We start from the raw sequence: 24,155 nt of genomic DNA on the forward strand, positions 1-24,155 counted from the left end.
CTCGGATCAGGCGGCGACCTCGGCCTTGTCGGCGGCCTCGGCGGTCGAGCTCTTCGCCTCGGCCTTCGGCGCCTCGGCCTTGGCGTCGTCCTTCTTGGCCTCCGGCTTCGGCTTCGGCGTCGCAGCCTCGACGAACGCGCCGCGCGGATCCTGCAGATCGGAGATCTGCGTGGTGTCGCGGTTGAAGAAGAGGGACAGGAACCAGCCGCCGACGACGCGGAACTTGCGCTCGAACGTCGGCATGGCCAGGCCGTGGTAGCCGCGGTGGGCGATCCAGGCCGGTGCGCCCTTCAGCTTGATGCCCATGACCTTGGCGACACCCTTCCAGGAGCCGAAGCCCGCGACGGCGCCGAGGTTCTTGTGCACGTACTTCTTGATGCGGCCGACGCCATAGCGGTGCGCGTAGATGTTGTTCGCGAGCAGCTTCGCCTGGCGGACGGCGTGCTGGGCGTTCGGAACGCAGGTCCCGTCCGGCAGGCCGCCGGTCACATCCGGGACGGCGGAGATGTCGCCGGCAGCCCAGGCGCCCTCGATGACCTCGGTGCGGTCCTCGTTCGTCAGGCGCAGGTCCTGCCCGGTCACCAGGCGGCCGCGCTGCTCGACGACGAAGTCAGTCGAGCGAACCATCGGGTTCGCCATGACGCCGGCGGTCCAGATGAGCGTGTCCGCGCCGAAGGTGCCGGCGGAGGACTTGTCCGTCATGTCGGTCAGTTCCAGCTTGCCGTTCTCGGCCTTGGCGAGCGAGGTGTTCAGCAGGACCTCGATGCCGCGGGAGCGCATGTGGTCCACGACCCATTCGGCCTGCTCGGCGGTGACCTCAGGCATGATGCGGCCCATGGCCTCGACCAGCTTGAAGCGGATCTCGTCCTGCTCGACGCGGTCGTTCTTGGAGACGGCCTTGCGGACCATGTCCTCGATCTCGGTGATGGCCTCGATGCCGGCGAACCCGCCGCCGACGACGACGAACGTCAGCGCGCTCTCGCGCTCCGGACCGGCCGGCAGCATCGATGCGGTCTCGACGCGCTCGAGGACCTGGTTGCGCAGCGCGACGGCCTCTTCGATCGTCTTCAGGCCGATGCCGCTCTCGGCGAGGCCCGGGATCGGGAAGGTGCGGGTCACGGCGCCTGCGGCCATGACGACGTCCTGGTACTCGAGCTCGAAGGGCTCGCCCTCGGTCGGCACGACGACGGCCTTGCGGTTATCGTGATCGACGGCCGTGACGCGGCCGGTGACGAGCTCGGCGTCGCCCAGGTGGGTGCGGTGGGAGACGATCGCGTGGCGCGGCTCGATCTGCCCGCCGGCGACCTCCGGCAGGAACGGCTGGTAGGTCATGTACGGCAGCGGGTCGACAACGGTCACGATGCCGCCGTGGGCCTTGACCTTCTTCTGCAGTTTCTTCGCCACGTAGAGACCGACGTAGCCACCGCCAACGACGAGGATGCGCGGACGGTCGGAAAGCTGGTGAGTGTTAGGCATACGTCCAGCATAGCGCGGTTTCGGCCTTTTGTGAAAACATTCACTTGGGCTGGGTGAAAAAGTTCACGAGGCGACGGGGCCGGGCCTCACTTGATCTTCTCGGGCAGATCATCGAAAGGGTCGTGCCCCCGCCCCACCTTCCATTCCGCATCCGCGATCGTGCCCTCGCTGACCCGCTGCGCCTGCAGCAGCCGGCGGGTCCGCGCCATTCGGGCGCCGCCGAAGGCGACGACGAACAGCGCCAGCGCACCGAACCCGAACAGCAGCGCAGGCGCCAGCACTTCTCCCCGTTCGGGCGGGGCTGCGGCACGCGGAGCATCGACGGGGTCGATGCTGGAGGTAGCTTCCTGGTCGGGTGCCGCGGGCTCCGTACTGGGGTCCGTGTCCGCGCGGCGATGTACGCGAATCCACTCGGCGATCGTGCCGAGCGGATTGGACTCCACGGGCGGGACGTCGGTGGTCAACGCGGCCTCGGCGTCGAGGATCCCGTACCCGTAGATGTTGTCGAAACCCGGGTCCCCCGCGTCGTCGGCGGTCGCGAGGATCCGGTTGATGACGTCGGCGGCGGGCAGGTCGGGCTCGGCGGAGCGGATCAGTGCCGCGACGCCGGCCACGAGCGGCGCGGCCCCGGAGGAGCCCGACCAACCCGCGTAGCCGCCGCCCGGCAGCCCGCCCACAAGCGGGTCAGCGGGGGCCGAGACTCCGATCGTGATGCCCTGCGTCGAGGCGTCCCAGCTGGCCTCGCGCTCGCGATCCACACCCGCCACGGTCAGCACGCCGGGGATGGTCGCGGGGGCGCCGACCTGCGTCATGCCGCCGGCACGGTTTCCGGCCGCGGCGACCACGACGACGTCGTGCTCCTCGGCGTACAGGAACGCTTCATCCCATGACTGGGGCCAGGAGGTGCTCGTCGACCCCATCGAGAGGTTGATGACGTCGGCACCCTGGTCGACGGCCCAGCGCACCGCGTTCGGGATCTGCTCCTCGATCCCCACCCCCGCGGGGTTCTCGGCGCCGAGCCACACCGAGGCCGTGAGTAGCTCGGCCTTGGGTGCGACACCGATGATGCCGTCGTCGCCGGGGCCCGGTTCGGGGATCTCGATGGGCTCAGGCTTCTCCGGCGGGTCCTCGTCCTCCTCCTCGGCCTTCTTCTTGGCGCGTTTGTAGGCGATGTCCTGCCGTTCGGCGTCGGCCTCGGCCCGCTTGATCTCGGTCTCGTTGTTCCCGCGCCCGGCGAGCATGGTGGCGACGAGCGTGCCGTGCTCGGGCAGCGGGCCGATCGCCTCGGTTCCGTCGGACGACCCGGCGCCCGAGGAGTCGGTGCCGCCCACGACGGCACCCCGGAGGTCGGGGTGCGAATCGTCGACCCCGGTGTCGATGACGGCGACCTTCACGCCCTCGCCGCGACTGGTCTTCCAGGCCTCCTCGATGCCGTAGTCCTCGAGCCAGTACTGGCTGTCACGCGGATGAGCGGCGTTCGCCGGCGGGCCGATCAGGACCGTACCGGCGGCGACGGCCAGGACGGCAAGCGCGCCCAGGGGGCGGCGCATGCCCCGACTCGATCGGGCGGCGTGCTGGGCCATCCATACTCCTCACAGGTGCGGCTCGGCGGGTGGTCCGCCGGCCGGCGCGGCTACTGCGCGACGACGGGGACACTCAAAGCGATCCCGTCGAGAATATCGTGTTCGCTCGTCGCGGCCGCGACGACCCGGCCGCCAGTCGCGGTCGCGAGGTGACGCACGACCGACCGCCAGATCAACGCGCCGGCGCCGATGACGTCGACCCGCCCCGGGTGCATGAAGGGAAGAGCGGCCCGTCGCTCGCGCGGCAGCTCCAGGAGCTCGGTGGCCGCCGCCGCGACGACGCCCAGCGGCAGCGCGGCGCCGTCGATCTCCTCGGGGACGTATTCGTCCAGGTCGAGCGCGTGCGCCGTGATGGTCGTGATGGTGCCGGCAACGCCGATCAGGCGGTCCACGCGCGTGAGGTCGACGTCCCGCTGGACCTCGATGATGAAGCGGGCGACCTCGCTCTCGGCCGCGGCGATCTCCTCGTCGGTGGGCGGGTCCCCGTGCAGGAACCGCTCGGTGAACCGGACGCAGCCCATGTCGATGCTGCGGGCGGCGGAGACGCCCTTTTCGTCGCCGAGAACGAACTCGGTGGAGCCGCCGCCGAGGTCGACGACGAGCACCTGCTCGCCGGCCCGGGGCGGGTGCACCGAAACGGCGCCGGCGAAGCTCAACCCGGCCTCGTCGTCACCCGTGACGACTTCGGGTTCCACACCGATGCGCTCGCGCACGCCGTCGATGAACTCCTGGCGGTTCTCGGCGTCGCGGGTCGCGCTCGTGGCGACGAAACGCACAGCGGTCGCCGGCACATCGTGCCGCGTCATCAGCTCCTGGTATTCGTCGAGAGCCGCGAACGTCCGCTCGAGCGCCGAATCGTCGAACCGGCCCGTCGCGTCGACGCCCTGGCCGAGTCGCACGACGCGCATCTCGCGCGCCACGTCCTCGAGGCGGGCGACGCCGTCGTCGTGGATCACGTCGGCGATGAGCAGACGGATGGAGTTCGTTCCGCAGTCGATGGCGGCGACGCGCATGGGTGACCTCCTGGTCGGTTCGGCCGGTCCGGGACCCGGGCGGCGCGGATTCGCTTCGGTCCGGAGTCTACTCGGCCCCGGAGTCTTCCTGCTCCTGTTCGGCACGACGGCGGCGCGCCTCGGCCCGGTCGCGCTTCTTCGCCTCCACGTCCTGCTGCTCCTGGGTCTTGACGTGGCGGCTCCGATCGCGGTTCGGAGCCTCGCCCGTGGTCGGCCAGGCGCCGCCGCAATAGCAGCGATCTGCAGTCCACCACTCGGCGATGCCGGCGATGGCCTCGTCCCCGAGCGGGTTCACGCCGGGGCCGGCGGCGAGCGAGTGCCCCACCAGCACGTGCAGGCACTTCACGCGGCTGGGCATGCCGCCGGCGCTGACCCCGGCGATCTCCGGGACCTCGCCCACGCCGGTGCGTGCGCCGATGGCGTCGCGTGCGGCGAGATAGTCCTCGTGGGCGGCGCGGTAGGCCGCCGCCAGCTGTTCGTCACCTTCGAGCCGCTCGCTCATCTCGGCCATGAGGCCGGCCGCCTCCAGCCGGGACACCGCGGAGGTGATCACCGGGTGGGACAGATAGAACGTCGTCGGGAAAGGGATGCCCGAGCTCAGCCGCGGGGCCGTCGTCGCGACGAGCGGGTTCCCGCACACGCAGCGGGCCCCGATTTCGACGACGTCGCGCACGGGGCGCCCCAACTGCCGGCTCAGCGTGTCCAGATCCTGCTCGGTCGGCACGCGCTGTTCGGCGTCGAGGGTCTCGTGGCGTTCGGTCGGCTGACCGCCGTTTCCGGGCGTCTCGGGCACGGGTCTCCTTCTGGAAGGTCGTCTTTAGTCGGTTGCCGCCCGCTTGACGGAGTCCCACAGCGCGTCGACCCACGGCAGATCGGTGCGCACCTCGGACGGGCTGGCGTTCTCCGGCAGCGGGGACTCCTCGGGTGCCGGTTCCCCGACGACCATGTACTTGCGTTCGCCGGGCATCACCAAGTTTATCCGCTCGCGCGCCTGCTGACGTATGTAGGCCGGGTCCTCCCAACGCGCGATGAGTGTCTCGAGCCCGTCCTGCTCCTCCTCGAGCTGCGCGATGTTGGCCCGCAGCTCCTGGAGCTCCTCGCGCTGGTCCATGTAGACCCCGACGGTCGGCAGCAGCATGATCGTGACAGCAGCCAGGACGACCGCGAGCGCGATCAGCCGGCCGGAGAAGCTGCGCATCGGCACCGGGTCGACGTTGTCGCGGGCCGTTGGCGGTTCACCTCCAGAGCGCGGACCGCCGGAGCGGATCCCGTCGGAGAGCGCGGCGCGCTCGCGCAGCCGGGCCTGGGACTTGGGGAGCTTGACGACCTTGGCGCCGCCGCGGGCCGCACTGGCAGGCTTCTTCTTCGCGGACTCCCGCCGGGCCCGCTCCTCGGCTGCCTCTCGCTCCGCGGCGCGCGCCTCGGCCGCCCGCTCCTCGGCCGCCCGGCGCTCGGCGGCACGCTGCGCATCGCGGTTCACGCGCGGCATGTTCGGGCGGCGGGTCGACACGGCTGGCTCCTGACGGGACTCGGCAACAGTAGGGGACACTTCGACTATGCCTCGGGCAGCCGCCCTGCTCCGGGGACGCCTGAGGGGAGCCGCCCCAACGGACGACTCCCCTTAGACTTTACGCGTTGAGACCGGCTGCTAGCCGTTGAAACGCGGGAAGGCCTCGCGACCGGCGTAGGCCGCCGCGTCGCCGAGCTCCTCCTCGATGCGCAGAAGCTGGTTGTACTTCGCGACGCGCTCGGAGCGGGCCGGCGCGCCGGTCTTGATCTGCCCGGCGTTGGTGGCCACGGCGATGTCGGCGATCGTGGTGTCCTCGGTCTCGCCGGAGCGGTGCGAGGTGATCGTCGTGTACTGGGCGCGCTGGGCCATGGTCACGGCGTCCAGGGTCTCGGTCAGCGAACCGATCTGGTTCACCTTCACGAGCAGGGAGTTGGCCGTGCCGCGGCCGATGCCGTCGCCCAGGCGCTCCGGGTTGGTCACGAACAGGTCATCGCCGACGAGCTGGACCTTGTCGCCGATGTCGTCGGTGAGGGTCTTCCAGCCGTCCCAGTCGTTCTCGTCCAGCGGATCCTCGATGGAGACCAGCGGGAAGTCGGCCACGAGCTGGCCGTAGTAGTCGCTCATCTCCTGCGCCGAGAGGGCCTTGCCCTCGAACTGGTAGGCGCCGTCCTCGAAGAATTCGGAGGAGGCGACGTCCAGGGCCAGGGCGATCTGCTCACCCGGGGTGTAACCGGCCTTCTTGATCGCCTCGACGATGAGCTCGAGGGCCGCACGGTTGCTCGGCAGGTTCGGGGCGAAGCCGCCCTCGTCGCCGAGGCCGGTGGCCAGGCCCTGCTCCTTGAGCACGGACTTCAGCGAGTGGTAGACCTCGACGCCCCAGCGCAGGCCCTCGGAGAACGTGGCCGCGCCGATCGGCGCGATCATGAACTCCTGAATATCGACGTCGGAGTCGGCGTGCGAGCCGCCGTTGAGGATGTTCATGAGCGGGACCGGCAGCACGTGGGCGTTCGGGCCGCCCAGGTACTTGTAGAGCGGGAGGTTGGAGGCCTCAGCGCCGGCGTTCGCGACGGCGAGTGAAACGCCCAGGATGGCGTTGGCGCCCAGCTTGGCCTTGTTCGGGGTGCCGTCCAGATCGATCATCGTCTGGTCGATGGCGCGCTGGTCGGTCGCGTCCATGCCGATCAGGGCCGGCTGGATGTCGTCGATGACGACGTCGACGGCCTTCTGCACGCCCTTGCCCAGGTAGCGTCCCTTGTCGCCGTCGCGCAGTTCGACGGCCTCGTACTCGCCGGTGGAGGCGCCGGAGGGCACGGCGGCCCGTCCGAGGGAACCGTCGGAGAGCAGGACCTCGACCTCGACGGTCGGGTTTCCGCGGGAATCGAGAATCTCGCGGGCGTGGATGGCATCAATCAGGGCCATGGAAGGAACTCCTCAAACAGGTTGTATTTGGCCGAAACACTGGGCACACCGGTGGGCCACATCACCTAGCCTAGCGCGCGTGTGACGTCCTCGGTAAAGCGTGCGACGGCGCCGCGCAACGCGCGCTCCGCGTCCCAGCCGTTTCGCCTAGCCAGATCCACGGTCCGCAGCAGCTGCTCGCCCAGTTCCGCCTCCGTCGACGGGGTAACACTTCCGGGCGCGTCGGCACCCGCCGCTCCCCCGCCGACCGCGGGTACGACGGCGTCGTCCGCGCCGGCGCGTCCGGCCCGCCCGAGCGTCTTGTCGGCGAGCGTCAGCGCAGGCAGGTGCCGCGGCAGCGACGCGAACGGGTCCCTCCGCTCCGGGCGTTCGGCCCGCTTGGCCGCGTCCCAGGAGGCGATGATCTCCTCGATGGAGTCGGGGTAGTCCCCCAGCAGCGAACCGTCGGCGGCGAAGACGTGCCGGTTGCGGCGGATGAGTTTCTCGCTCAGCGTGTTCACGACGCCCTCCATCGTGAAGGACCCGCGCTCGGCGGCGATGGCGGAGTGCAGCACCACCTGATACAGGACGTCGCCGAGCTCGCCGCGAAGTTCATCGTCCGGGTGCCGCTCCTCGATGGCCTCGACGAGTTCGTAGCTCTCCTCGACGAGGTACTCGACGAGCGACTCGTGCGTCAGCGCCCGCGTCCAGACGCAATGCTGGCGCAACTCGGCGATGATCTGCACGAGCCGCTCGACGGCTCCCGGCTGCTGGGCCATGGCGGGGAGGCTACTCGTCGTCCGCATCCTCGTCGTCGCCGGCCCCGAGCGCAGCGTAGGCCTGGTTCACGTAGTCGACGAGCACCTCGCGCTCCTCGAGCGGAAGGAACGCGGCCTCGGCGGCGTTGAGCGTCAGCTCGAGGAAGTCGTCGAGGTCGTAGTCGAAGGCCTCCACGAGCAGCTCGAACTCGTCCGAGAGCCCGACGCCGGACATGAGGCGGTTGTCGGTGTTGATCGTGACGTTGAAACCCGTCTGGTACAGCAGGTCGATCGGGTGCGATTCGATGCTGTCGCCGAACTCGGCGATCGCGCCGGTCTGCAGATTGGAGGACGGGCAGACCTCGAGCGCGATACCGCGGTCGCGCACCCAGTTCGCCACCGGACCCAGCGAAACCAGACCGGTGGACTCGTCGACTGGTTCGCCGTCGTCGTCTACTCCCCCGAACTCGATCTCGATATCCTCGGCGACGCGCACACCGTGGCCGAGCCGGGTCGCGTGGCCGGTGACGAGGGCCTCGCGGATGGAGTCGAGGCCGGCGGCCTCGCCCGCGTGCACCGTGGCCGGGAACATGTTCTCGGCGAGGAGCGTGAAGGCCTCGGCGTGGCGGGAGGGCGGGAAGCCGTTCTCCGCGCCGGCGATGTCGAAGCCGACGACGCCGCGGGAGCGGTGGCGCAGGGCCAGCTGGGCAATCTCGGTGCTGCGCTCGGCGTGACGCATCGCCGTGATGATCTGGCCGACCTGGATCGGAGTGCCAGCAGACTCGGCGTCGGCCATGCCGGCCTCGAGCCCGGCCTGCACCGCCTCCACGGCGTCGTCCAGGCTGAGCCCCTCGCGCAGGTGCTGCTCCGGTGCCCAGCGCACCTCGCCGTAGATCACGCCGTCTGCGACGAGGTCCTCGACGAACTCGCGGGCGACGCGGGTCAGGGCCTCGCGTGTCTGCATGACGGCGACGGTGTGGTCGAACGTCTCGAGGTAGCGCTCGAGGGAACCGGAATCCGCGGACTCGAAGAACCAGCGGCCGAGCTCCTCCGCCTCGGTGGCGGGCAGTTCGTGGCCGATCTCGGCGGCCAGTTCGATGATCGTGGCAGGTCGCAGTCCACCGTCGAGGTGGTCGTGCAGCGAGACCTTGGGGAGGGTTCGGAAGTCGAATTCGGGCGAGTACACGGTGTGGATCATCTCGTTGGTCACAACTCCAAGTGTAGGGGTGGGCCGGGTCGCACGGGGACCCCGCGACCCGGCCGCGAGCTCACGCCGCGGCGGGCGAAGGTGCCGACGTCGCCGGCTCGGTCAGGGACAGGGTGAGGTGCTCGCAGAAGTCCGCGTCGACCCGCAGGACGACCCTGCACGTCGCCCCGCGGCGGTCCTCGTATCCGCGGTACTTGCCACGCAGGTCGCACACCGTCTGCCCGCGGCCTGGCCCGTCACTCGTGTCGACGACGACGGGCACCCGCGGGGCGGACTCCGCGACGACGCTGCCCAAGGCGATTGCGACGGCGAGCGGATCGTGCATGGCCGAACAGCCGCGGCCGAAGATGTCCCGGTAGAACTCGAAGTAATGCCCGAGCATCGAGGCGAGCACCTGGGCCGCGGGCCGCTCGGACTCCGCGAGCCGCTGCCGGTGCGGCTCCTCCAAGAGGTGCGCCATGGTGACGTCGAGGGGGACGAGGTTCACGGGCCAGCCGGCGGTCAGCACGGCGTGGGCGGCCTCGGGATCGTTGGCGATGTTGGCTTCGGCGACGGCGGTGACATTGCCCGGGGCCAGCGCCGCGCCGCCCATGACGGTGACTGAATGGACCATCCCGGGCAGGCGCGGTTCGAGTTCGAGAGCGCGCGCGAGGTTCGTCAAGGGCCCGATGGCGATCACGCGCAGCGTGCCGGCGGAGGCGCGGGCGAGCGAGACGAGCATCTCCGCGGCGCTCTCGGCCTCGACCTGACGATCGGCCGGCGCGAGCTGCACCCCGCCGATGCCGTTGGCGCCGTGCACGTGGGGGGCGCCTCCCGCGTAGGGGGCAGCCAAGAAGTCATGCTCGCCGACGGCGACGGGGACGTCGTCGTGCCCCAGCAGGGCGAGGAGGTCCAGCGTGTTGCGCGCGGCCGTGCCGGAGTCGGTGTTGCCGCTGACGGTGCCGATGCCGCGCACGTCGGCCTCCGGCTGGGCCATGAGGTAAGCGAGGGCGAGGGCGTCGTCGATGCCCGTGTCGCAGTCGAGGTAGACGGGGAGGGTGTCCATGTCGGGTCCTTTCACAGGGAGGGTATTAGGCGGCGGCCGGCTTCGGCACCAGCAGGGCCACGACGAAAGCGAGGGCGGCGATGCTCACGGAGATCCAGAGCGCGGGTCCGTAGCCGCCGTCGGCGGCGCGAGCCACGGTCGGGGCGACGAGGACGACGCCGAGGCTCGCCCCGATGCCGAACGAGGCGCCGTTGATCCCGGGCAGCGTTCCGGGCGCCTCCTTCGGCGACAGGAGCGCCGAGAGCCCGTTGATGGCCGTGAGGAAGAACCCGTTGTAGGTGATGCCCAGGGCGGCGACTGCTGCGAGGACAAGCCAGCGGTCCTCCACGAAGAACGCGGCCGACGCGGCGGCCAGCAACGTGGCGCCGGAACCGATGCGCAGGGTCGTGATCCATCCGATGCGAGCGGTCAGCCAGCCGGCGAAGGGCGCGGCGAAGACGCCGATCAGGGCCGCCGGCGTGAGGTACAGGAGCGCGGCCGTTGACGGCTCGAGCCCGAACCCGTAGTCGGAGTCCTGGCTGAGGACCACGATCGTGAAGTTCATGGTCGCGAAGATGCCCGCCAGTGTCAGGACCGTGCAGGCGACGACGGTCCACACGGGACGGGAACGCAAGTGGTGCACGGCGATCAGGGGGCTGCTCCGGCGCTTCTCGACGAAGACGAAGGCGGCGAACGCGGCACCGGTGACCGCGAGCAGAGTGAGAGCCTTCGGCGAGCCCCAGCCGGATTCGGAACCGCTGTTAACGAAGTACGTGAGGGCGATGAGGAAAGCGGAGAGCAGCGCCGCGCCCCACCAGTCCATACGTCCTGTGGAGGCCTGGGCGTGCTTGGCGGGCACGACGCGGACGATGGCGACCGCCGCGACGACGGCCAGAGCGAGGATGACCCAGAAGATCGAGCGGAACCCGAAGGCCTCCGTCATCAAACCGCCCAGGTAGCCGTCGAAGCCGGCGACCCCGCCGTTGATGGAGGCCAGGACGCCCACCGAGGTGCCGAAGGCGGCGCGGGACAGGTTCTCCTGCATGACGATATAGCTCAGCCCGAAGATCGCGCTCGAGAAGCCCTGGAGGAAACGCCCGGCGACGAGGACCGGCAGCGTCGGGGCCAGCAGGCAGAGCACGGTGCCCAGCGACATGACGCCGATGACCAGCAGCAGCGCCGTGCGCCGGCCGATGAAGTCGCTCCAGCGGCCCATCAGCGGGCCCGAGATCGCGCCGGCGAGGAAGAAGAGGGACTGCACCGGGGCGACGGATTCGGGGCCGACGCCGAAGTGCCGGGCGATATCGGGAAGCGCCGGCGTCACCATGGACGCGTTCAGCTGGAAGGAAACGACCCCCAGCAGCAGGACGGCCACGAGGACGGCGGTGGCCCGGCGTCCGCCGCTGCCGGCACCGTTCTCGGTTCCAGTCGCCGCGGCGCGCGCTGCGGCGACGGCTCCCCGGTCTGCACTCTGCGCGGTCACTGGTTCTGGCACGGCTCTCCACTCCTTCGTGAGGTGATGTCCAACACTCTTGCGTGTGAGTTGTTATACAACCATGAATGACAACTAAGTGCAATGCCGTGACCGGACTTCTCGGTCCTCCTCACCTAGACTGAATGTGACCGCACCAACATTCGACGACTCGAGGTGGCATGTACTCTCCCGGCGACTTCCCCTGGGCGCAGCCCGTCCAAGCGACCCCTGGGGTGCCCTTGCGTGTCGCCGCCTACTCGCGCATCTCCGAGGCGATCCGCGACGGCCAGCTGGCGCCGGGGGCACTCCTGCCGACGGAAAGCGAACTCGGCCAGCTGATGAGCGTCTCCCGGACCGTCGTCCGCGAGGCCCTCATGCTGCTCGAGGAAGACGGCCTGGTGCGCGCCCGCCGCGGCGTCGGACGGTTCGTCTCCCCCTCGCTGCCCCGCATCGGCATCGAACGCGTCCACCCCTACGAGGACGTTTTCTCCCACGAGGGCCGGCCCGCGGAGCTCGTCTCCCAGACGATCGCCCACCAGCCCGCGTCCGACTTCGTCTCCCAGCGGATCGGCCTCGCCAACGGCGCGGCGTCGATCCTGTTCGAATCCGTGCTCGCCCGCGCCGGAGAACCGGTCGCGCATCTGCAGGAGCACGTCGCCCTCTCATCAGTCGAGGGACCCGAGGCGATCATCGCTGCGACAACCGAGACCGAGTCTGAATCCACCCTGCTGGCGCGGCTCATCCGAGCCTTGGGACCGGGCTTCGGACGCGGGACGTGCGAGATCTCGGCGGCGCCAGTAGGGGCGACACGGGCCGAGCCGCTCGCCCTGGCCGCCGACGACCCGGTGCTCGTCCTGACGCAGACCGTGGCGCGCGGAAACGCCGGTTTCTACCTCTCCAAGTGCGTGGTCCCCGCCCGCGCGGGGCACTTGACCCTCAAGCAGACCTGACGGTCGCGGGTCAGGACTCGACCCCGTCGGGTGCCGGGCCGTGGGCCAGGCGACGGACCTGACGGCGCCGCAGCAGCGCGTAGATGATCCGGTCGATGAGGTAGCCGATCACGAAGGCGACCAGCACGGACACGACGACGGCGACCAGCTTGTGCTCCTCGAACCAGCGACCGGCGAGTGCGCCGATCGCCACCGAGTACGCAGCCCAGACGGTGCAGGCGATCGCATCGAGCATCGCGAACCGGCGCCACGGGTATTTCGTCGCCCCGGCCGTGAAGTTCACCGCCGTGCGGCCCAGCGGGATGAACCGCGCGGTGAAGATGAGCAGTGCCCCGCGAACCACGAGCTCCCTCCGCGCGAAGGCGAGCACCTTCCGCGCGCGCGGCCCCCGCATCCAGCGGACCCTGTCGACGCCGATGGCGGCTCCCATCCGGTAGGCCACCTGATCGCCGATGAAGGCCCCGACGCCGCCGAGAACGGCGAGCAGCACGAGGTCCTGCGTTCCCGCCGTCACGGCGACGCTGGCGAGCCCGACGAGCAGCGACTCGCTGGGAACGATCGGGAAGAAGGCGTCGATCCCGCAGAAGAGGAAGACGACGCCGAGGACCCACCATTCCCCGGACGCGGCCATGATCGCGTCGTTGATCACCTCGAGCACGCGTGCCCCTTTGCTACTCGCCTGTGTCCTACAGCGCCTGCGCCCGATGCGGGCGGCGCCTCTCCTCTATTCTGACGCGTCACGGCCGCTTTCGGTTCCCCCTCAGGAAGGATTCAGGGGCGAGCCCGGGTCATCCCCCAGGTGCAGATCAGGCGATGCGGTCGATGATCAGCCGCTGGTCGGGCCGGTCGCCCTCGGGGACGATCACGGCGGCGCCCTCCAGCGCCTCCTTGGCCCGGTCGAACTTCTCCGGGGTGTCGGTCAGCAGGGTCATGAGCGGCTGACCGCGGCGGACGACGTCGCCCGGCTTGGCGTGCATCCTCACGCCCGCCCCCGCCTGGACCACGTCCTCCTTGCGGGCGCGCCCGGCTCCGAGCCGCCAGGCCGCGACTCCGACCTGCAGCGCGTCGAGTTCGGCCAGCACGCCGTCGGCCGGGGCGTAGAGCACCTCGGACTCCTTGGCGACGGGCAGCGCGGCACGCGGGTCCCCGCCCTGGGCGGCGATCATCGCGTTCCACACGTCCATCGCGCGGCCGTCCGCGAGCGCGGCAGCGGGGTCGGCGTCGTGCACGCCCGCAGCGGCGAGCATCTCCTCGGCGAGGCGGACGGTGAGCTCGACGACGTCGGCGGGCCCGCCGCCGGCGAGGACCTCGACAGACTCCTCGACCTCGATCGCGTTGCCGGCCGTCAGCCCCAGCGGGGTGCGCATGTTCGTCATCAGCGCGACGGTCTTCACACCCGCGTCGGTGCCGAGCGCGACCATCGTCTCGGCCAGCTCGCGCGCGGAGGCCTCGTCCTTCATGAAGGCGCCGGAGCCGACCTTCACGTCGAGCACGAGCGCTCCGGTGCCTTCGGCGATCTTCTTGCTCATGATCGAGGAGGCGATGAGCGGGATCGCCTCCACCGTGCCGGTCACGTCGCGCAGCGCGTAGAGCTTCTTGTCCGCGGGCGCGAGCCCGGAGCCGGCCGCGCAGATGACGGCGCCGACGTCCTGCAGCTGGGTGAGCATCTCGTCGTTGGACAGACCCGCACGCCAGCCGGGGATGGATTCCAACTTGTCGAGCGTGCCACCGGTGTGGCCGAGGCCGCGGCCGGAGAGCTGCGGGACGGCGACGCCGAACACGGCGACGAGCGGGGCGAGCGGCAGCGTGATCTTGTCGCCGACGCCGCCGGTCGAGTGCTTGTCGGCCGTGGGCTTCACCGCCCCGGCGGGCGTGCGCAGGGACGAGAAGTCCATGCGCTCACCCGAGGCGATCATGGCGGCGGTCCAGCGGGCGATCTCCGCCCGGTCCATGCCGTTGAGCAGGATCGCCATGTTCAGCGCCGACATCTGCTCGTCGGCGATCACGCCGCGCGTGTAGGCGTCGATGGTCCAGTCGATCTGCGCTTCCGACAGGGTCCCGCGGTCGCGCTTCGTGCGGATAATGTCGACGGCGTCGAACGCTTCGTTGCTCATGATGTGCCTTTCGGTGGGTCAGTACTCGACGAGATCGTCCGGGCCGAACGCGTCCGGCAGGACCTGGTCCATGGTCTTGATCCCGCTGACGGTCATCAGCTCCATGCCCGGCGCGCGGTGCTCGAAGAGCAGCTGCCGGCACCGGCCGCACGGCATCAGGACCGCGCCGTCGCCGCCGACGCAGTAGAACGCGCGCAGTCGGCCGCCGCCCGTCATGTGCAGCTGCCCGATCATCGTGCACTCCGCGCAGAGGACGACGCCGTAGGCCGCGTTCTCGACGTTGCAGCCGCTGATGAGGCGCCCGTCGTCGGTCAGCGCGGCCGCTCCGACGGGGAACTTCGAGTAGGGCGCATAGGCCCTGCGCATCGCGTCGACGGCGGCCTCCTGGAGGCGCCCCCAATCGGCGTCGGTCATCGTCTCGGTTTCCACGGGCTAATCCTTCACATACGGTTGGCCGGACGCCGCCGGAGCTCGCGAGGCCCCCACGAGCCCCGCGACAGCGAAGATCGTGATGACGTAGGGCAACATCGCCAGGAACTGGCTCGGCACGTCGGTGCCGGCCTGGCTGAGCACGTATTGGAGGTTCGTCGCGAAGCCGAAGAGCAGCGAGGCGAAGAACGCCCCGATCGGATTCCAGCGCCCGAAGATCAGCGCGGCGAGGGCGATGAAGCCGGTGCCGGCCGTCATGTCGCGCGAGAACTGCGAGACGGAGACGAGCGTGTAGAAGCTGCCGCCGAGTCCCGCGACGGCACCGCCGATGAGCACGTTGATCACGCGGGTGCGGTTCACGTTGATGCCGACGGTGTCAGCCGCCTTGGGGTGCTCGCCGACGGCGCGCACGCGCAGGCCCCAGCGGGTCTTGTAGAGGCCGAACCACAACACGCCGACGGCGACGAACATCAAGTAGCCGAGGATCGTCTGGTTGAACAGCAGCGGCCCCAGAATGGGGATCTCGCTCAGGCCCGGGATCGCGAACGAGGACAGGCGCGGCGGCGAGTTGAGGGCCCGGTTGCTTGAGAGGAGGGTTCCGAAGAGGAAGCCGGTGAGGCCGGAGACGAGCACGTTGAGCACGACGCCGACGATGATCTGATTCACACGGTATTTCACCGCGAACAGCGTCAGCAGGCTGGAGACGACGACGCCGCCGAGCGCCGCGGAGACCATCGCCCCGACCACCGAGCCGGAAAGCGAACCGCCCAGGGCCGCGGCGAAAGCGCCGAGGAGCAGCTGGCCCTCGATCGCGATGTTCACGACGCCGGAGCGCTCTGCCAGCACGCCGCCGAGCGATCCGTAGACCATCGGCAGCGCAAGGGCGAGCGAGCCAGTGAGCAGCGACAGCAGGGAGATGGCCGAGGCCCGGGAGGAACCGACGAGCCAGACGAGGATTCCGATCACGAACAGGAGCGCGAAGATCGCGGGAACCCATCCGGCCAGTCGTCGGGCCGTCTTCTCGCTCCAGAACGCGTAGGCCGCGCCGGCGACGAGCAGGATCGCGATGAGCCACCCGGTCGCGGTGACCGGAAGGGTCAGCAGCGGCAGCTGGACCGCGTCGCCTGCCGAGGAGAGGCGGAACGAAGCCGTCCCGCCCGGAGACAGGAAGCCGAAGAGCACGAGGGCGACGGCGGCGCCGAGCCCGTAGAGGGCGAGGGCCCGCTTGTTCATGACGTGGACCGCGCCGGTCGCGGAGGCGGTTGCAGTACTCACTTCTCTCCTCCTCCGGTGGTGGCGGCGACCGCAACGGGCGCTTTCGGTTTCTTCCGTTTCCGCTGTCCGAGCCCGAACATCGAGCGCACGAGCGGCGGCGCCGCGATGAAGAGCACGATCAGAGACTGCACGACGAGGACGATGTCGATCGGCGTACCGGTCGCGATCTGCATCGCACCGCCTCCGGCGCGGAAAGCGCCGAAGAGCAGCGACGCGAAGAACACGCCGATCGGATTGGAGCGGCCGAGCAGCGCAACCGTGATTGCGTCGAAACCGATGGACGCCGCCACCGACTCGGTGAGGAAGCGCTCGGTGCCGTTGACCTGCGCGGCACCGGCGAGGCCGGCCATGGCACCCGCGATGACCATGGCCAGCACGGTGACCTTGAACGTGTTGATGCCGGCGGTGCGCGCGGCGTGGTGGTTGGAGCCGACCGCCTTGATCTCGAAGCCGAGCGTCGAGCGGTTCATGAGCCACCAGACGAACGCCGTGGCGGCCAGAGCGACGAGGAATCCGGCGTGCAGGCGGAAGTCCGGCCCGAGCAGCTCCGGGTACATCGCGGATTCATGCATGCGCGGGCTGACCGGGTTCGTCGAGCCGGGCCGCTGGAGCGCCGGGGTGCTCAGCAGGTAGCCGACGAGATTCAGCGCCACGTAGTTGAGCATGATCGTCAGGATCACCTCGTGCGCGCCCGTTCGCGCTTTGATCCAGCCGACGATCCCGCCCCAGAGCGCGCCGCCGAGAATGGAGCCGATGACGACGATCAGCAAGTGCACGGGCCAGGCGAGGTCGAGCGTGAAGCCGATCCACGTCGCGAAGATCGCGCCAAGGATGATCTGGCCCTGCGCGCCGATGTTGAACAGGCCCGCGCGGAACGCGACGGCCACACCAAGCGACGCCGTCAGCAGCGGGGTCGCGTAGGTGAGGGTCTCGGTCAGCGGCTTGATCATCGCCGCGAACGTGCCGGCGTCGTAGTTGAAGACCGCTCCCCGGAACATGGCCGCGTAGGAGCTCGCGGCCGCGTCCCACGCGGCGGCGAGCGTGTCGAGCGGGCGGGCGAAGAAGTAGGACGCGGACGACGCCGTCTTCTCGTCGGTGATGGCGATGAGGATGCCGCCGACGACGAACGAGGCGAAGATCGCCAGCACGGAGATGAACGCGTTGGACCGACGCAACCGGTCGGTCAGAGATGGGGTGGTGGAACTCATGCGATGCCTCCGGGCAGCTGCGGCTCGTCGTCTTCTTTCGTGGCCAGGTTGGCCGCTTCGGCCTCCGCGAAGGCCTCCTCGGCCGTCGAGCCGGCCATCATCAGGCCCAGCACGTCGCGGCTGGTGTTGCCGGGGACCAGGCCCATGACCTTGCCGTGGAAGAGCACGGCGATCCGGTCGCCGAGCTCGGCAACCTCGTCGAGCTCGGTCGAGACCACGACGACGGGCACGTCCTTGTCGCGCTCGGCGAGGATGCGCCGGTGCAGGAACTCGATCGAGCCGACGTCGACGCCGCGCGTGGGCTGCGCCGCGATGAAGAGACTCAGATCGCGAGAGAACTCGCGGGCCAGGACGACCTTCTGCTGGTTTCCGCCGGAGAGTTGGCTGGCCGTGTGCATCGCCGACTGGGTCCGGATGTCGAACTCCTCGATCTTTGCGTCGGCGTTCTCGGCGATGAACTTCGGCTGCAGGGAACCGCCCTTGGCGACCGGGGCGCGGTCGTAGCGGTTGAGCACGAGATTGTCGGCGATGGTGAAGTCGCCGATCACGCCGTCGGTGCTGCGGTCCTCGGGCACGTAGCCCACCCCGGAGTTGATGATCTCCTTCGTTGAGCGGCCGAGCAGTTCGCGTCCGTCGAGGCGGATGGAGCCCGTGGTGCGCTCGGTCAGGCCCATGATGGCCTCGACGAGTTCGGTCTGGCCGTTGCCCTGGACGCCGGCGACGGCGAGGATCTCGCCCCTCTTCACGTCGAGCGAGACATGGTCGAGGGTCGGGACGCCGAGGTCGTCGATGACGGTCAGATCGCGGATCTCGAGGGCGACGTCGCTGCCGTCCGAGTGCTGGCGGCCGAGCGAGAGGTCCACGGCGCGGCCGACCATGAGCGAGGCCAGTTCCATGGCGTCGGCGGTCGGGTCCGCGTTGCCGACGACCTTGCCGCGGCGGATCACCGTGATGTCGTCGGAGATGGCCTTGACCTCGCGCAGCTTGTGCGAGATGAAGATGATCGAGGTGCCGTCGGCCTTGAGCTGGCGGATGATGTCCATCAGCTCGTCGGTCTCCTTCGGCGTGAGCACCGCCGTCGGCTCGTCGAGGATGAGCAGGTCGGCCTTGCGGACGAGCGCCTTGATGATCTCGACGCGCTGCTGGACGCCGACGGGCAGCTCTTCGACGAGCGCGTCCGGGTCGACGTGGAATCCGTACTTCTCCGAGATCTCGCGGATCGCCTGGCGGGTCTTGTCGAGATCGAGGATGCCGGCCGCTTTGGTCCGTTCGTCGCCGAGGGCGACGTTCTCGGCGACCGTGAACACCGGAACGAGCATGAAGTGCTGGTGCACCATGCCGATACCCGCGGCCATCGCGTCCCCGGGGCCGCGGAAGTGCACCGGGGCGCCGTTGACGAGGATCTCGCCGGCGGTCGGCTCGTAGAGCCCGTAGAGCACGTTCATCAGTGTCGATTTGCCGGCGCCGTTCTCGCCGAGGAGGGTGTGCACTTTGCCCTCGTCGACGACCAGGTCGATGCCGTCGTTGGCTACGAAGTCGCCGAAGGCCTTCGTGATGCCTTTGAGTTCCAGTTTCATGGGGTCTTCCCGAGCGTTGTTGCCATGGCCTGTGTGAGTTGCCGCCGCCGAGACGTGCGTGCGGCCGGGGGCGATCCATTCGCCCCCGGCCGCACGCCGTCGTCCGGACGGTGGATCAGTCGAGCGGGTCGACCTCGCCGGCGATGATCTCCGCGCGCAGCGCGTCGAGCTCGCCCTGCAGGCCGTCGGGCAGGTCGGCCTCGAAGTCGTAGAACGGGGCGATGCCGACGCCCTCGTTCTCCAAGGTGCCGACGTACGCCTCGGAGGCGAACTCCTCGTTGACGTCCTGCTCGATGGACTCGAACACGGTCAGGCCCATGTTCTTCATGACGGAGGTCAGCACCGCGGTGTCGCCGCCGTTGGCGTACTCGTGGCCGTCGGTGTCGACCCAGACGACGGCGTCGTCTTCGCTGGCCGACTCGTTCACGGCATCGACCGCGGTCTGGCCCAGCGGACCGGCGACGGGCATCAGCACGTCCACGCCGGACTGCAGGAAGTTCTCCGAGATCTGCTTGGCCTTGACGGTGTTCGAGAAGTCGCCGACGAAGGTGTCCACACCCTCGACCTCGACGTCGGCGTCGTTGTCCTCGTTGTAGCGTTCGACGCCATTCTCGAAGCCGAACATGAAGTCGGTCACCGTGCTGATCTCGGCACCGCCGAAGGTTCCGACCTTGCCGGACTTCGAGTAAGCGGCCGCAACATAGCCGGCCAGGTAGGCTGCCTCAGCCGTGTTGTAGTTCAGGGTGCGCATGTTCTCCGGGACCGTTTCGTAGCCGTAGTCCACGACCGCGAACTTGGTCTCCGGGTTGGCTTCCGCAGCATTGAGCGGTAGATCCTCGAACATGAAGCCGGCCGTGATGATCATGTTGCAGCCGGCGTCGACCATCTGGTCGATGTTCGGGCCCATGTCGGTCGAGGCGTTCGACTCCGCCTCGCGGGTCTCGACGCCGAGCTCGTCCTTGGCCCGGGTGAGGCCCTCGTGGGACGCCTGGTTGAACGAACCGTCGTCGAAGCCGCCTTCATCGGAGACCATGCACGCGGTGTAGTCGATCGGCTCGACGTCGCCCCCGTTGCCCTCCTCGGGTGCGGCGCCACAGGCCGACAGGACCAGCGCGGAGACGCCGAGAACGGCGGCGGCGACGCCAGTGGACCTCTTGATACGCAGTGAATTCTTCAATGTTCCTCCGTTGAACTAGCCCCTCATGACCACCTTCCGGAACGGGTCTCGGGACACCGGTGCGAGTCGGCGGGAGACCCGGCAGGGGCTGCGGATGCGTCCCCACCGAAGGTGGTGAATGTAACAAAGAGTAACGCCCTTGCGTGCGTCCTGTCAGCCTATCGCCGCGGAAAACGGGCGATCCGATGTTGGTGATGTGCACCACTCTTCGCTGTGACTTGTTATACAACCATGAATGACAGTTGCATGCAATACCCCGGAGTAGCCCTGCCGCCCGCCCGGGCAGTAGCGGAGTTGGCGGTTCCGGCGCTGACCTGCGCGTCAGTGCGCCAACGGGGCCCGCGCCAGCTCGTACCCCGACGAGAGGATTCTCCGGGCGGGGCCACCGACGGCGCGAAATCCGCCCTACTCCGCGAGCCGCCCGGTCGCGGCCTCGAGCGCGGCGCGCACGGCTGCAGCCGCCATGACCCGCACGCCGATGCCGATCGCCCGCTCGTCCGGGGCGTAGTCGCCGCGGTGCAGGTCGTAGGTCTCGCCGCCGGGCGTGCGTGTGCCGAGGCGAAGCATCGCCCCCGGGACCTTCTGCGTCATCCAGGCGAAGTCCTCGCCTCCCATGGACTGCGGCGTCAGGACGATCGCGTGGGCGCCGATCTCGGCGCGCGCGGCTGATTCGATGAGTTCGGTCTCCGCGGGGGCGTTCATGACCGGTGGCACGCCGCGCAAGTGCTCGAGTTTGACGTCGACGCCGAACGGCTGGGCCACCTGCTGAACGACGTCGTCGAGCATGTCGCCGGCGGCTTCCCACGCCTCGGCGTCAAGGCAGCGCATCGTGCCGGCCAGATACCCGGCGGAGGGGATGGCGTTGGGTGCAGACCCGCCGCTGATTTGCCCCCACACGACCGAGACGCCGCTGCGCACGTCGACGCGGCGGTTCAAGACGGCCGGCACGTCGACGGCGACCTTGGAGAGCGCGAACACGAGGTCCTCAGTCAGGTGCGGGCGCGAGGTGTGCCCGCCGCGCCCGGTGAGCTCGAGCTTGATGGTGTCGGCGGCGGAAGTGATGGCGCCGATGCGGGTGCCGATCGTGCCGGCGTCGATGCGCGGGTCGCAGTGCAGCGCCAGCACGCGCGGGACGTCGTCGAGCACACCCTGCTCGATCACGGCCAGGGCGCCACCCGGCATCCGCTCTTCCGCGGGCTGGAAGATCACGCGCACGCGGGAGGCGAGCTTGCCGGCGTCGTGCATCTTCTTCAGCGTGAGCGCGACGCCGAGCGCGACGGTCGTGTGAATATCGTGGCCGCACGCGTGGCACACGCCCCGGGTAACCGAGGCGTAGTCGAGCCCCGTCTCCTCGACGACGGGAAGCGCGTCGATGTCGGCCCGCAAGCCGAGCGCGACCGGGCCGTCCCCGACGTCGACCCACGCGCCCGTCCCCTCGAGCCGCTGCGGGTCAAGGCCCGCATCGGTGAGGATGTCGACGACCCTCTCCGTGGTGCGGTGCTCCTGGAATGAGAGCTCCGGGTTCGCATGCACGTCGCGCCGGAAGGCGACGAGGTCCTCGAGGAGCGGGTCCACCCACGGGCCAACCGCGGGCACGCCCGCGGTGGTCAGGGCGCGGCCGGGCGCGCCTTCCGGATGCTTGGTTGCGTTCTCGCCTGAGCCATTCACAGTCCACACCTTAATACGTACGACGGCGGCGGGCCGCTTTTGATTTCGCCGGCCCGCCATGTGCGGGTTGCATCAGAGGACGTCGACCTCGCCGGAGGCCTTGAGCGCCTCGACGGCCTGCTTGACCTGCTGGGCGTGGTCCCTGGTCGTCACGAGCAGGGCGTCAGGGGTGTCGACGATGACGACGTCGTCGATGCCGATCAGCGCGATCACGCGCTTGGAATCGGAGACGACGACGCCCGAGGCCTGATCCGAGTAGACCCGCGCGCCCTCGCCGAGGACCGTGAGGTCGCTGTTCTCGCTCGCCGGGTTGAGGCGCCCGATCGCGGCGAAGTCGCCGACGTCGTCCCACGTGAAGACCCCGGGCACCATGGCGACGTCGCCCGCGGCGGCTGCCGGCTCGGCGACCGCGTAGTCGATGGCGATCTTCGGCAGCGTCGGCCAGACGCGCTCGACGACGGCGTCGCGTTCGTCCGTGTCCCACGCGTCGGCGATTTCGCATAGCCCCGCGTACAGCTCCGGCTGGTTGAGCTCGAGATGCGAGAGCATCAGGGCGGTCGGGGCGACGAACATTCCCGCGTTCCAGAGGTAGTCGCCACTGGCGAGGTAGGAGCGGGCGACGTCCTCACTGGGCTTCTCGACGAATTCGGCGACTTCCGTTGCGCTCGGAGCCCCCGCGATGTTCAGCCGCGCGCCCGCCCGGATGTAGCCGAAACCCGTGGCGGGAAGGGTCGGCCGGATCCCGATCGTGACGATCTTCCCGCTCGCCGCGGTGTACACGGCCTCGCGTACGGCCTCGAGGAAGACCTCGAGCGGGCCCACGACCTGATCCGCCGCGAACGATCCCATGATCGTCTCCGGGTCTCGGCGGTGCAGGATGGCCGCGGCGAGGCCGATGGCGGCAGCGGAATCCTTGGGCTCGCTCTCGAGCAGCAGGTTGTTCTCGCCCAGCTCGGGGAGCTGCTCGCAGACGGCGCCGCGGTGCGCCGTACCGGTCACGACCATGATCCGCTCCCCCGCCAGCGGGGTGAGCCGGTCGTAGGTGGCGCGGATCAGCGTGCTGCCGCTGCCGGTGAGGTCGTGCAGGAACTTCGGTGCCGCAGCGCGGGAGAGCGGCCAGAGTCGGGTGCCGACCCCGCCTGCGGGAATAACGCCGTAGAAACGATCAAGAATGTCAGTGGCCATGCCTAAAAGGCTAAACGACGCAGTTTCGTTTTCGGTGCAGGCTGGCCGCTATTTAGCACATGCTTTTGTTGCGGAATTGCCCTGAAGATCCGCGGATTACCGCGGGTTCCCCCGCATCGGCGTGAGCCTCGTCACATGCCGTGCGGGAATGGATGAGGGGGATTATGTTCGTGCACTAAGATCGGGGCAAGAACGCTCACGCACCGGCGTTAATTCTTTGTGCGGAAGCCGCACAAGCGCCCTGCGATGCATGGAGGTTATTTCAGTGTCGAAGACTTCGTCAGGCACCCTCTACCGCGGCCGCGAAGGCATGTGGTCCTGGGTCGGGCATCGGATTACCGGTGTTGTCATTTTTTTCTTCCTCTTGGTACACGTCCTGGACACCTCCCTCGTGCGAGTGTCCCCGGGCGCCTATGACGCAGTCATCGGCACGTACCAGAACCCGCTCATGGCCTTCGGCGAGACCGCTCTCGTCGCAGCCATCCTGTTCCACGCCTTCAACGGCCTGCGCCTGATCCTCGTCGACTTCTGGAAGCAGGGGCCCAAGTTCCACCGCCAGCTGCTCTGGGGCGTCCTCATCGTCTGGGCGGTCGCGACCATCGGATTCAGCATCCGCCACCTCACCCTCGCGCTCGGAGGTCACTAAGCCATGTCGACGACGACAGAATTCGTTCCTCCTCGTTCCGGCCGGATCGACAAGAAGTACAACCGGGTCCCCGGCAAGAAGGGCAACTTCGAGATGCTCGCGTGGCTCTTCATGCGCATCTCCGGCCTCTTCCTGATCGTCCTGATCTTCGGCCACCTGATCACCAACCTCCTCATGGGCGACGGCATCCACGCCATCGACTTCGGCTTCGTCGCCGGCAAATGGGCCAACCCCGTCTGGCAGTTCTGGGACCTCGCCATGCTCTGGCTGGCCATGCTGCACGGCACCAACGGCGTCCGCACGATCATCAACGACTACGCCGACAAGGACCGCACCCGCTTCTGGCTGAAGGCCGTCCTGTACTTCTCGACGATCGTCATCATCGTGCTGGGCACCCTGGTGATCTTCACGTTCGACCCGTGCATTCCGGGCTCCCCGCTCGAGGTCTGCAAGTAATCCCGGCCTCCGGCCGAACCAGCTTTT

22 protein-coding genes are annotated in these 24,155 nt (G+C 69.1%); 3 read left to right on the plus strand and 19 right to left on the minus strand.

Annotation, left to right across the window (positions count from 1 at the left end):
• Positions 1-6: 6 nt before the first annotated feature.
• The 10 genes from EV380_RS08450 to EV380_RS08495 all read right to left on the minus strand — a co-directional run bounded on the left by EV380_RS08450 (position 7) and on the right by EV380_RS08495 (position 11,464).
• On the minus strand, positions 7-1,476 hold the full coding sequence (locus tag EV380_RS08450; protein WP_130450676.1) for an NAD(P)/FAD-dependent oxidoreductase: 1,470 nt from the start codon (positions 1,474-1,476) through the stop codon (positions 7-9).
• An 86-nt stretch (positions 1,477-1,562) separates the two neighbouring features.
• Positions 1,563-3,059, minus strand: coding sequence for a S8 family serine peptidase (locus EV380_RS08455; protein WP_130450678.1), 1,497 nt, complete (start codon positions 3,057-3,059; stop codon positions 1,563-1,565).
• A 50-nt stretch (positions 3,060-3,109) separates the two neighbouring features.
• Positions 3,110-4,072 (minus strand): Ppx/GppA phosphatase family protein, encoded by a 963-nt coding sequence (locus tag EV380_RS08460; protein ID WP_130450680.1) that lies wholly within the window; start codon positions 4,070-4,072, stop codon positions 3,110-3,112.
• 67 nt (positions 4,073-4,139) lie between these two features.
• Entirely contained in the window at positions 4,140-4,796 is a 657-nt protein-coding gene (locus EV380_RS08465) for a DUF501 domain-containing protein (RefSeq protein WP_242607720.1), read from the minus strand.
• Positions 4,797-4,889: 93 nt separating this feature from the next.
• Positions 4,890-5,582: an FtsB family cell division protein gene (locus EV380_RS08470; protein WP_130450684.1), complete on the minus strand. Its 693-nt coding sequence runs from the start codon at positions 5,580-5,582 to the stop codon at positions 4,890-4,892.
• A gap of 138 nt (positions 5,583-5,720) precedes the next feature.
• A complete protein-coding gene (gene eno, locus EV380_RS08475) occupies positions 5,721-7,001 on the minus strand; it encodes a phosphopyruvate hydratase (RefSeq protein WP_102161403.1) in 1,281 nt (426 codons plus the stop codon).
• A gap of 65 nt (positions 7,002-7,066) precedes the next feature.
• A complete protein-coding gene (locus EV380_RS08480) occupies positions 7,067-7,759 on the minus strand; it encodes a MazG nucleotide pyrophosphohydrolase domain-containing protein (protein ID WP_130450686.1) in 693 nt (230 codons plus the stop codon).
• Between the two features lie 10 nt (positions 7,760-7,769).
• The gene (locus EV380_RS08485; RefSeq protein ID WP_130452142.1) at positions 7,770-8,936 is read right to left on the minus strand and encodes an adenosine deaminase; all 1,167 of its coding nucleotides are present in this window, start codon (positions 8,934-8,936) and stop codon (positions 7,770-7,772) included.
• A gap of 70 nt (positions 8,937-9,006) precedes the next feature.
• The gene (locus tag EV380_RS08490; RefSeq protein WP_102161397.1) at positions 9,007-9,990 is read right to left on the minus strand and encodes a nucleoside hydrolase; all 984 of its coding nucleotides are present in this window, start codon (positions 9,988-9,990) and stop codon (positions 9,007-9,009) included.
• 25 nt (positions 9,991-10,015) lie between these two features.
• A complete protein-coding gene (locus EV380_RS08495; RefSeq protein WP_130450688.1) occupies positions 10,016-11,464 on the minus strand; it encodes an MFS transporter in 1,449 nt (482 codons plus the stop codon).
• Between the two features lie 158 nt (positions 11,465-11,622).
• Here EV380_RS08495 and EV380_RS08500 point away from each other — a divergent pair, with 158 nt between their 5' ends.
• The gene (locus EV380_RS08500; protein ID WP_102161393.1) at positions 11,623-12,393 is read left to right on the plus strand and encodes a GntR family transcriptional regulator; all 771 of its coding nucleotides are present in this window, start codon (positions 11,623-11,625) and stop codon (positions 12,391-12,393) included.
• Between the two features lie 10 nt (positions 12,394-12,403).
• On the opposite strand, the gene EV380_RS08505 is transcribed toward EV380_RS08500, so the two are convergent.
• From EV380_RS08505 to EV380_RS08545, 9 genes are all read right to left on the minus strand, one after another.
• A complete protein-coding gene (locus EV380_RS08505; protein WP_242607548.1) occupies positions 12,404-13,051 on the minus strand; it encodes a DedA family protein in 648 nt (215 codons plus the stop codon).
• 148 nt (positions 13,052-13,199) lie between these two features.
• Positions 13,200-14,507, minus strand: a complete 1,308-nt coding sequence (locus EV380_RS08510) for a thymidine phosphorylase (RefSeq protein WP_102161391.1) — start codon at positions 14,505-14,507, stop codon at positions 13,200-13,202.
• 18 nt (positions 14,508-14,525) lie between these two features.
• Positions 14,526-14,921 carry a cytidine deaminase gene (locus EV380_RS08515; protein WP_130452143.1) on the minus strand — a complete coding sequence of 132 codons (396 nt, stop codon included), beginning with the start codon at positions 14,919-14,921 and terminating at the stop codon, positions 14,526-14,528.
• Between the two features lie 18 nt (positions 14,922-14,939).
• Positions 14,940-16,169 (minus strand): ABC transporter permease, encoded by a 1,230-nt coding sequence (locus EV380_RS08520; protein ID WP_130452144.1) that lies wholly within the window; start codon positions 16,167-16,169, stop codon positions 14,940-14,942.
• Positions 16,170-16,207: 38 nt separating this feature from the next.
• Positions 16,208-17,419 carry an ABC transporter permease gene (locus EV380_RS08525; RefSeq protein WP_130450690.1) on the minus strand — a complete coding sequence of 404 codons (1,212 nt, stop codon included), beginning with the start codon at positions 17,417-17,419 and terminating at the stop codon, positions 16,208-16,210.
• On the minus strand, positions 17,416-18,996 hold the full coding sequence (locus EV380_RS08530) for an ABC transporter ATP-binding protein (RefSeq protein WP_130450692.1): 1,581 nt from the start codon (positions 18,994-18,996) through the stop codon (positions 17,416-17,418). The genes EV380_RS08525 and EV380_RS08530 overlap by 4 nt, the downstream gene beginning before the upstream one ends.
• Positions 18,997-19,111: 115 nt before the next feature.
• Positions 19,112-20,173, minus strand: a complete 1,062-nt coding sequence (locus tag EV380_RS08535; protein WP_242607549.1) for a BMP family lipoprotein — start codon at positions 20,171-20,173, stop codon at positions 19,112-19,114.
• A 405-nt stretch (positions 20,174-20,578) separates the two neighbouring features.
• Positions 20,579-21,841, minus strand: a complete 1,263-nt coding sequence (locus tag EV380_RS08540) for an amidohydrolase (RefSeq protein ID WP_423219020.1) — start codon at positions 21,839-21,841, stop codon at positions 20,579-20,581.
• A 72-nt stretch (positions 21,842-21,913) separates the two neighbouring features.
• Positions 21,914-23,026, minus strand: coding sequence for a mannose-1-phosphate guanylyltransferase (locus EV380_RS08545; RefSeq protein WP_102161383.1), 1,113 nt, complete (start codon positions 23,024-23,026; stop codon positions 21,914-21,916).
• A gap of 250 nt (positions 23,027-23,276) precedes the next feature.
• On the opposite strand from EV380_RS08545, the gene sdhC reads away from it, so the two are divergent.
• Together sdhC and EV380_RS08555 are read left to right on the plus strand one after the other, a co-directional pair.
• Positions 23,277-23,672 carry a succinate dehydrogenase, cytochrome b556 subunit gene (gene sdhC / locus EV380_RS08550; protein ID WP_102161381.1) on the plus strand — a complete coding sequence of 132 codons (396 nt, stop codon included), beginning with the start codon at positions 23,277-23,279 and terminating at the stop codon, positions 23,670-23,672.
• A gap of 3 nt (positions 23,673-23,675) precedes the next feature.
• The gene (locus EV380_RS08555) at positions 23,676-24,128 is read left to right on the plus strand and encodes a succinate dehydrogenase hydrophobic membrane anchor subunit (RefSeq protein ID WP_102161379.1); all 453 of its coding nucleotides are present in this window, start codon (positions 23,676-23,678) and stop codon (positions 24,126-24,128) included.
• The last annotated feature ends 27 nt before the right edge of the window (positions 24,129-24,155 follow it).

Source organism: Zhihengliuella halotolerans (genome assembly GCF_004217565.1).
GTDB lineage: Bacteria > Actinomycetota > Actinomycetes > Actinomycetales > Micrococcaceae > Zhihengliuella > Zhihengliuella halotolerans.

Coding starts and splice junctions, on each gene's coding strand:
- EV380_RS08450 (WP_130450676.1), bottom strand. CDS start 1,476: ATGCCTAACACTCACCAGCTTTCCGACCGTCCGCGCATCCTCGTCGTT.
- EV380_RS08460 (WP_130450680.1), bottom strand. CDS start 4,072: ATGCGCGTCGCCGCCATCGACTGCGGAACGAACTCCATCCGTCTGCTC.
- eno (WP_102161403.1), bottom strand. CDS start 7,001: ATGGCCCTGATTGATGCCATCCACGCCCGCGAGATTCTCGATTCCCGC.
- sdhC (WP_102161381.1), top strand. CDS start 23,277: ATGGAGGTTATTTCAGTGTCGAAGACTTCGTCAGGCACCCTCTACCGC.
- EV380_RS08525 (WP_130450690.1), bottom strand. CDS start 17,419: ATGAGTTCCACCACCCCATCTCTGACCGACCGGTTGCGTCGGTCCAAC.
- EV380_RS08515 (WP_130452143.1), bottom strand. CDS start 14,921: ATGACCGACGCCGATTGGGGGCGCCTCCAGGAGGCCGCCGTCGACGCG.
- EV380_RS08500 (WP_102161393.1), top strand. CDS start 11,623: ATGTACTCTCCCGGCGACTTCCCCTGGGCGCAGCCCGTCCAAGCGACC.
- EV380_RS08555 (WP_102161379.1), top strand. CDS start 23,676: ATGTCGACGACGACAGAATTCGTTCCTCCTCGTTCCGGCCGGATCGAC.
- EV380_RS08480 (WP_130450686.1), bottom strand. CDS start 7,759: ATGGCCCAGCAGCCGGGAGCCGTCGAGCGGCTCGTGCAGATCATCGCC.
- EV380_RS08485 (WP_130452142.1), bottom strand. CDS start 8,936: ATGATCCACACCGTGTACTCGCCCGAATTCGACTTCCGAACCCTCCCC.
- EV380_RS08490 (WP_102161397.1), bottom strand. CDS start 9,990: ATGGACACCCTCCCCGTCTACCTCGACTGCGACACGGGCATCGACGAC.
- EV380_RS08520 (WP_130452144.1), bottom strand. CDS start 16,169: ATGAACAAGCGGGCCCTCGCCCTCTACGGGCTCGGCGCCGCCGTCGCC.
- EV380_RS08545 (WP_102161383.1), bottom strand. CDS start 23,026: ATGGCCACTGACATTCTTGATCGTTTCTACGGCGTTATTCCCGCAGGC.
- EV380_RS08530 (WP_130450692.1), bottom strand. CDS start 18,996: ATGAAACTGGAACTCAAAGGCATCACGAAGGCCTTCGGCGACTTCGTA.
- EV380_RS08510 (WP_102161391.1), bottom strand. CDS start 14,507: ATGAGCAACGAAGCGTTCGACGCCGTCGACATTATCCGCACGAAGCGC.
- EV380_RS08455 (WP_130450678.1), bottom strand. CDS start 3,059: ATGGCCCAGCACGCCGCCCGATCGAGTCGGGGCATGCGCCGCCCCCTG.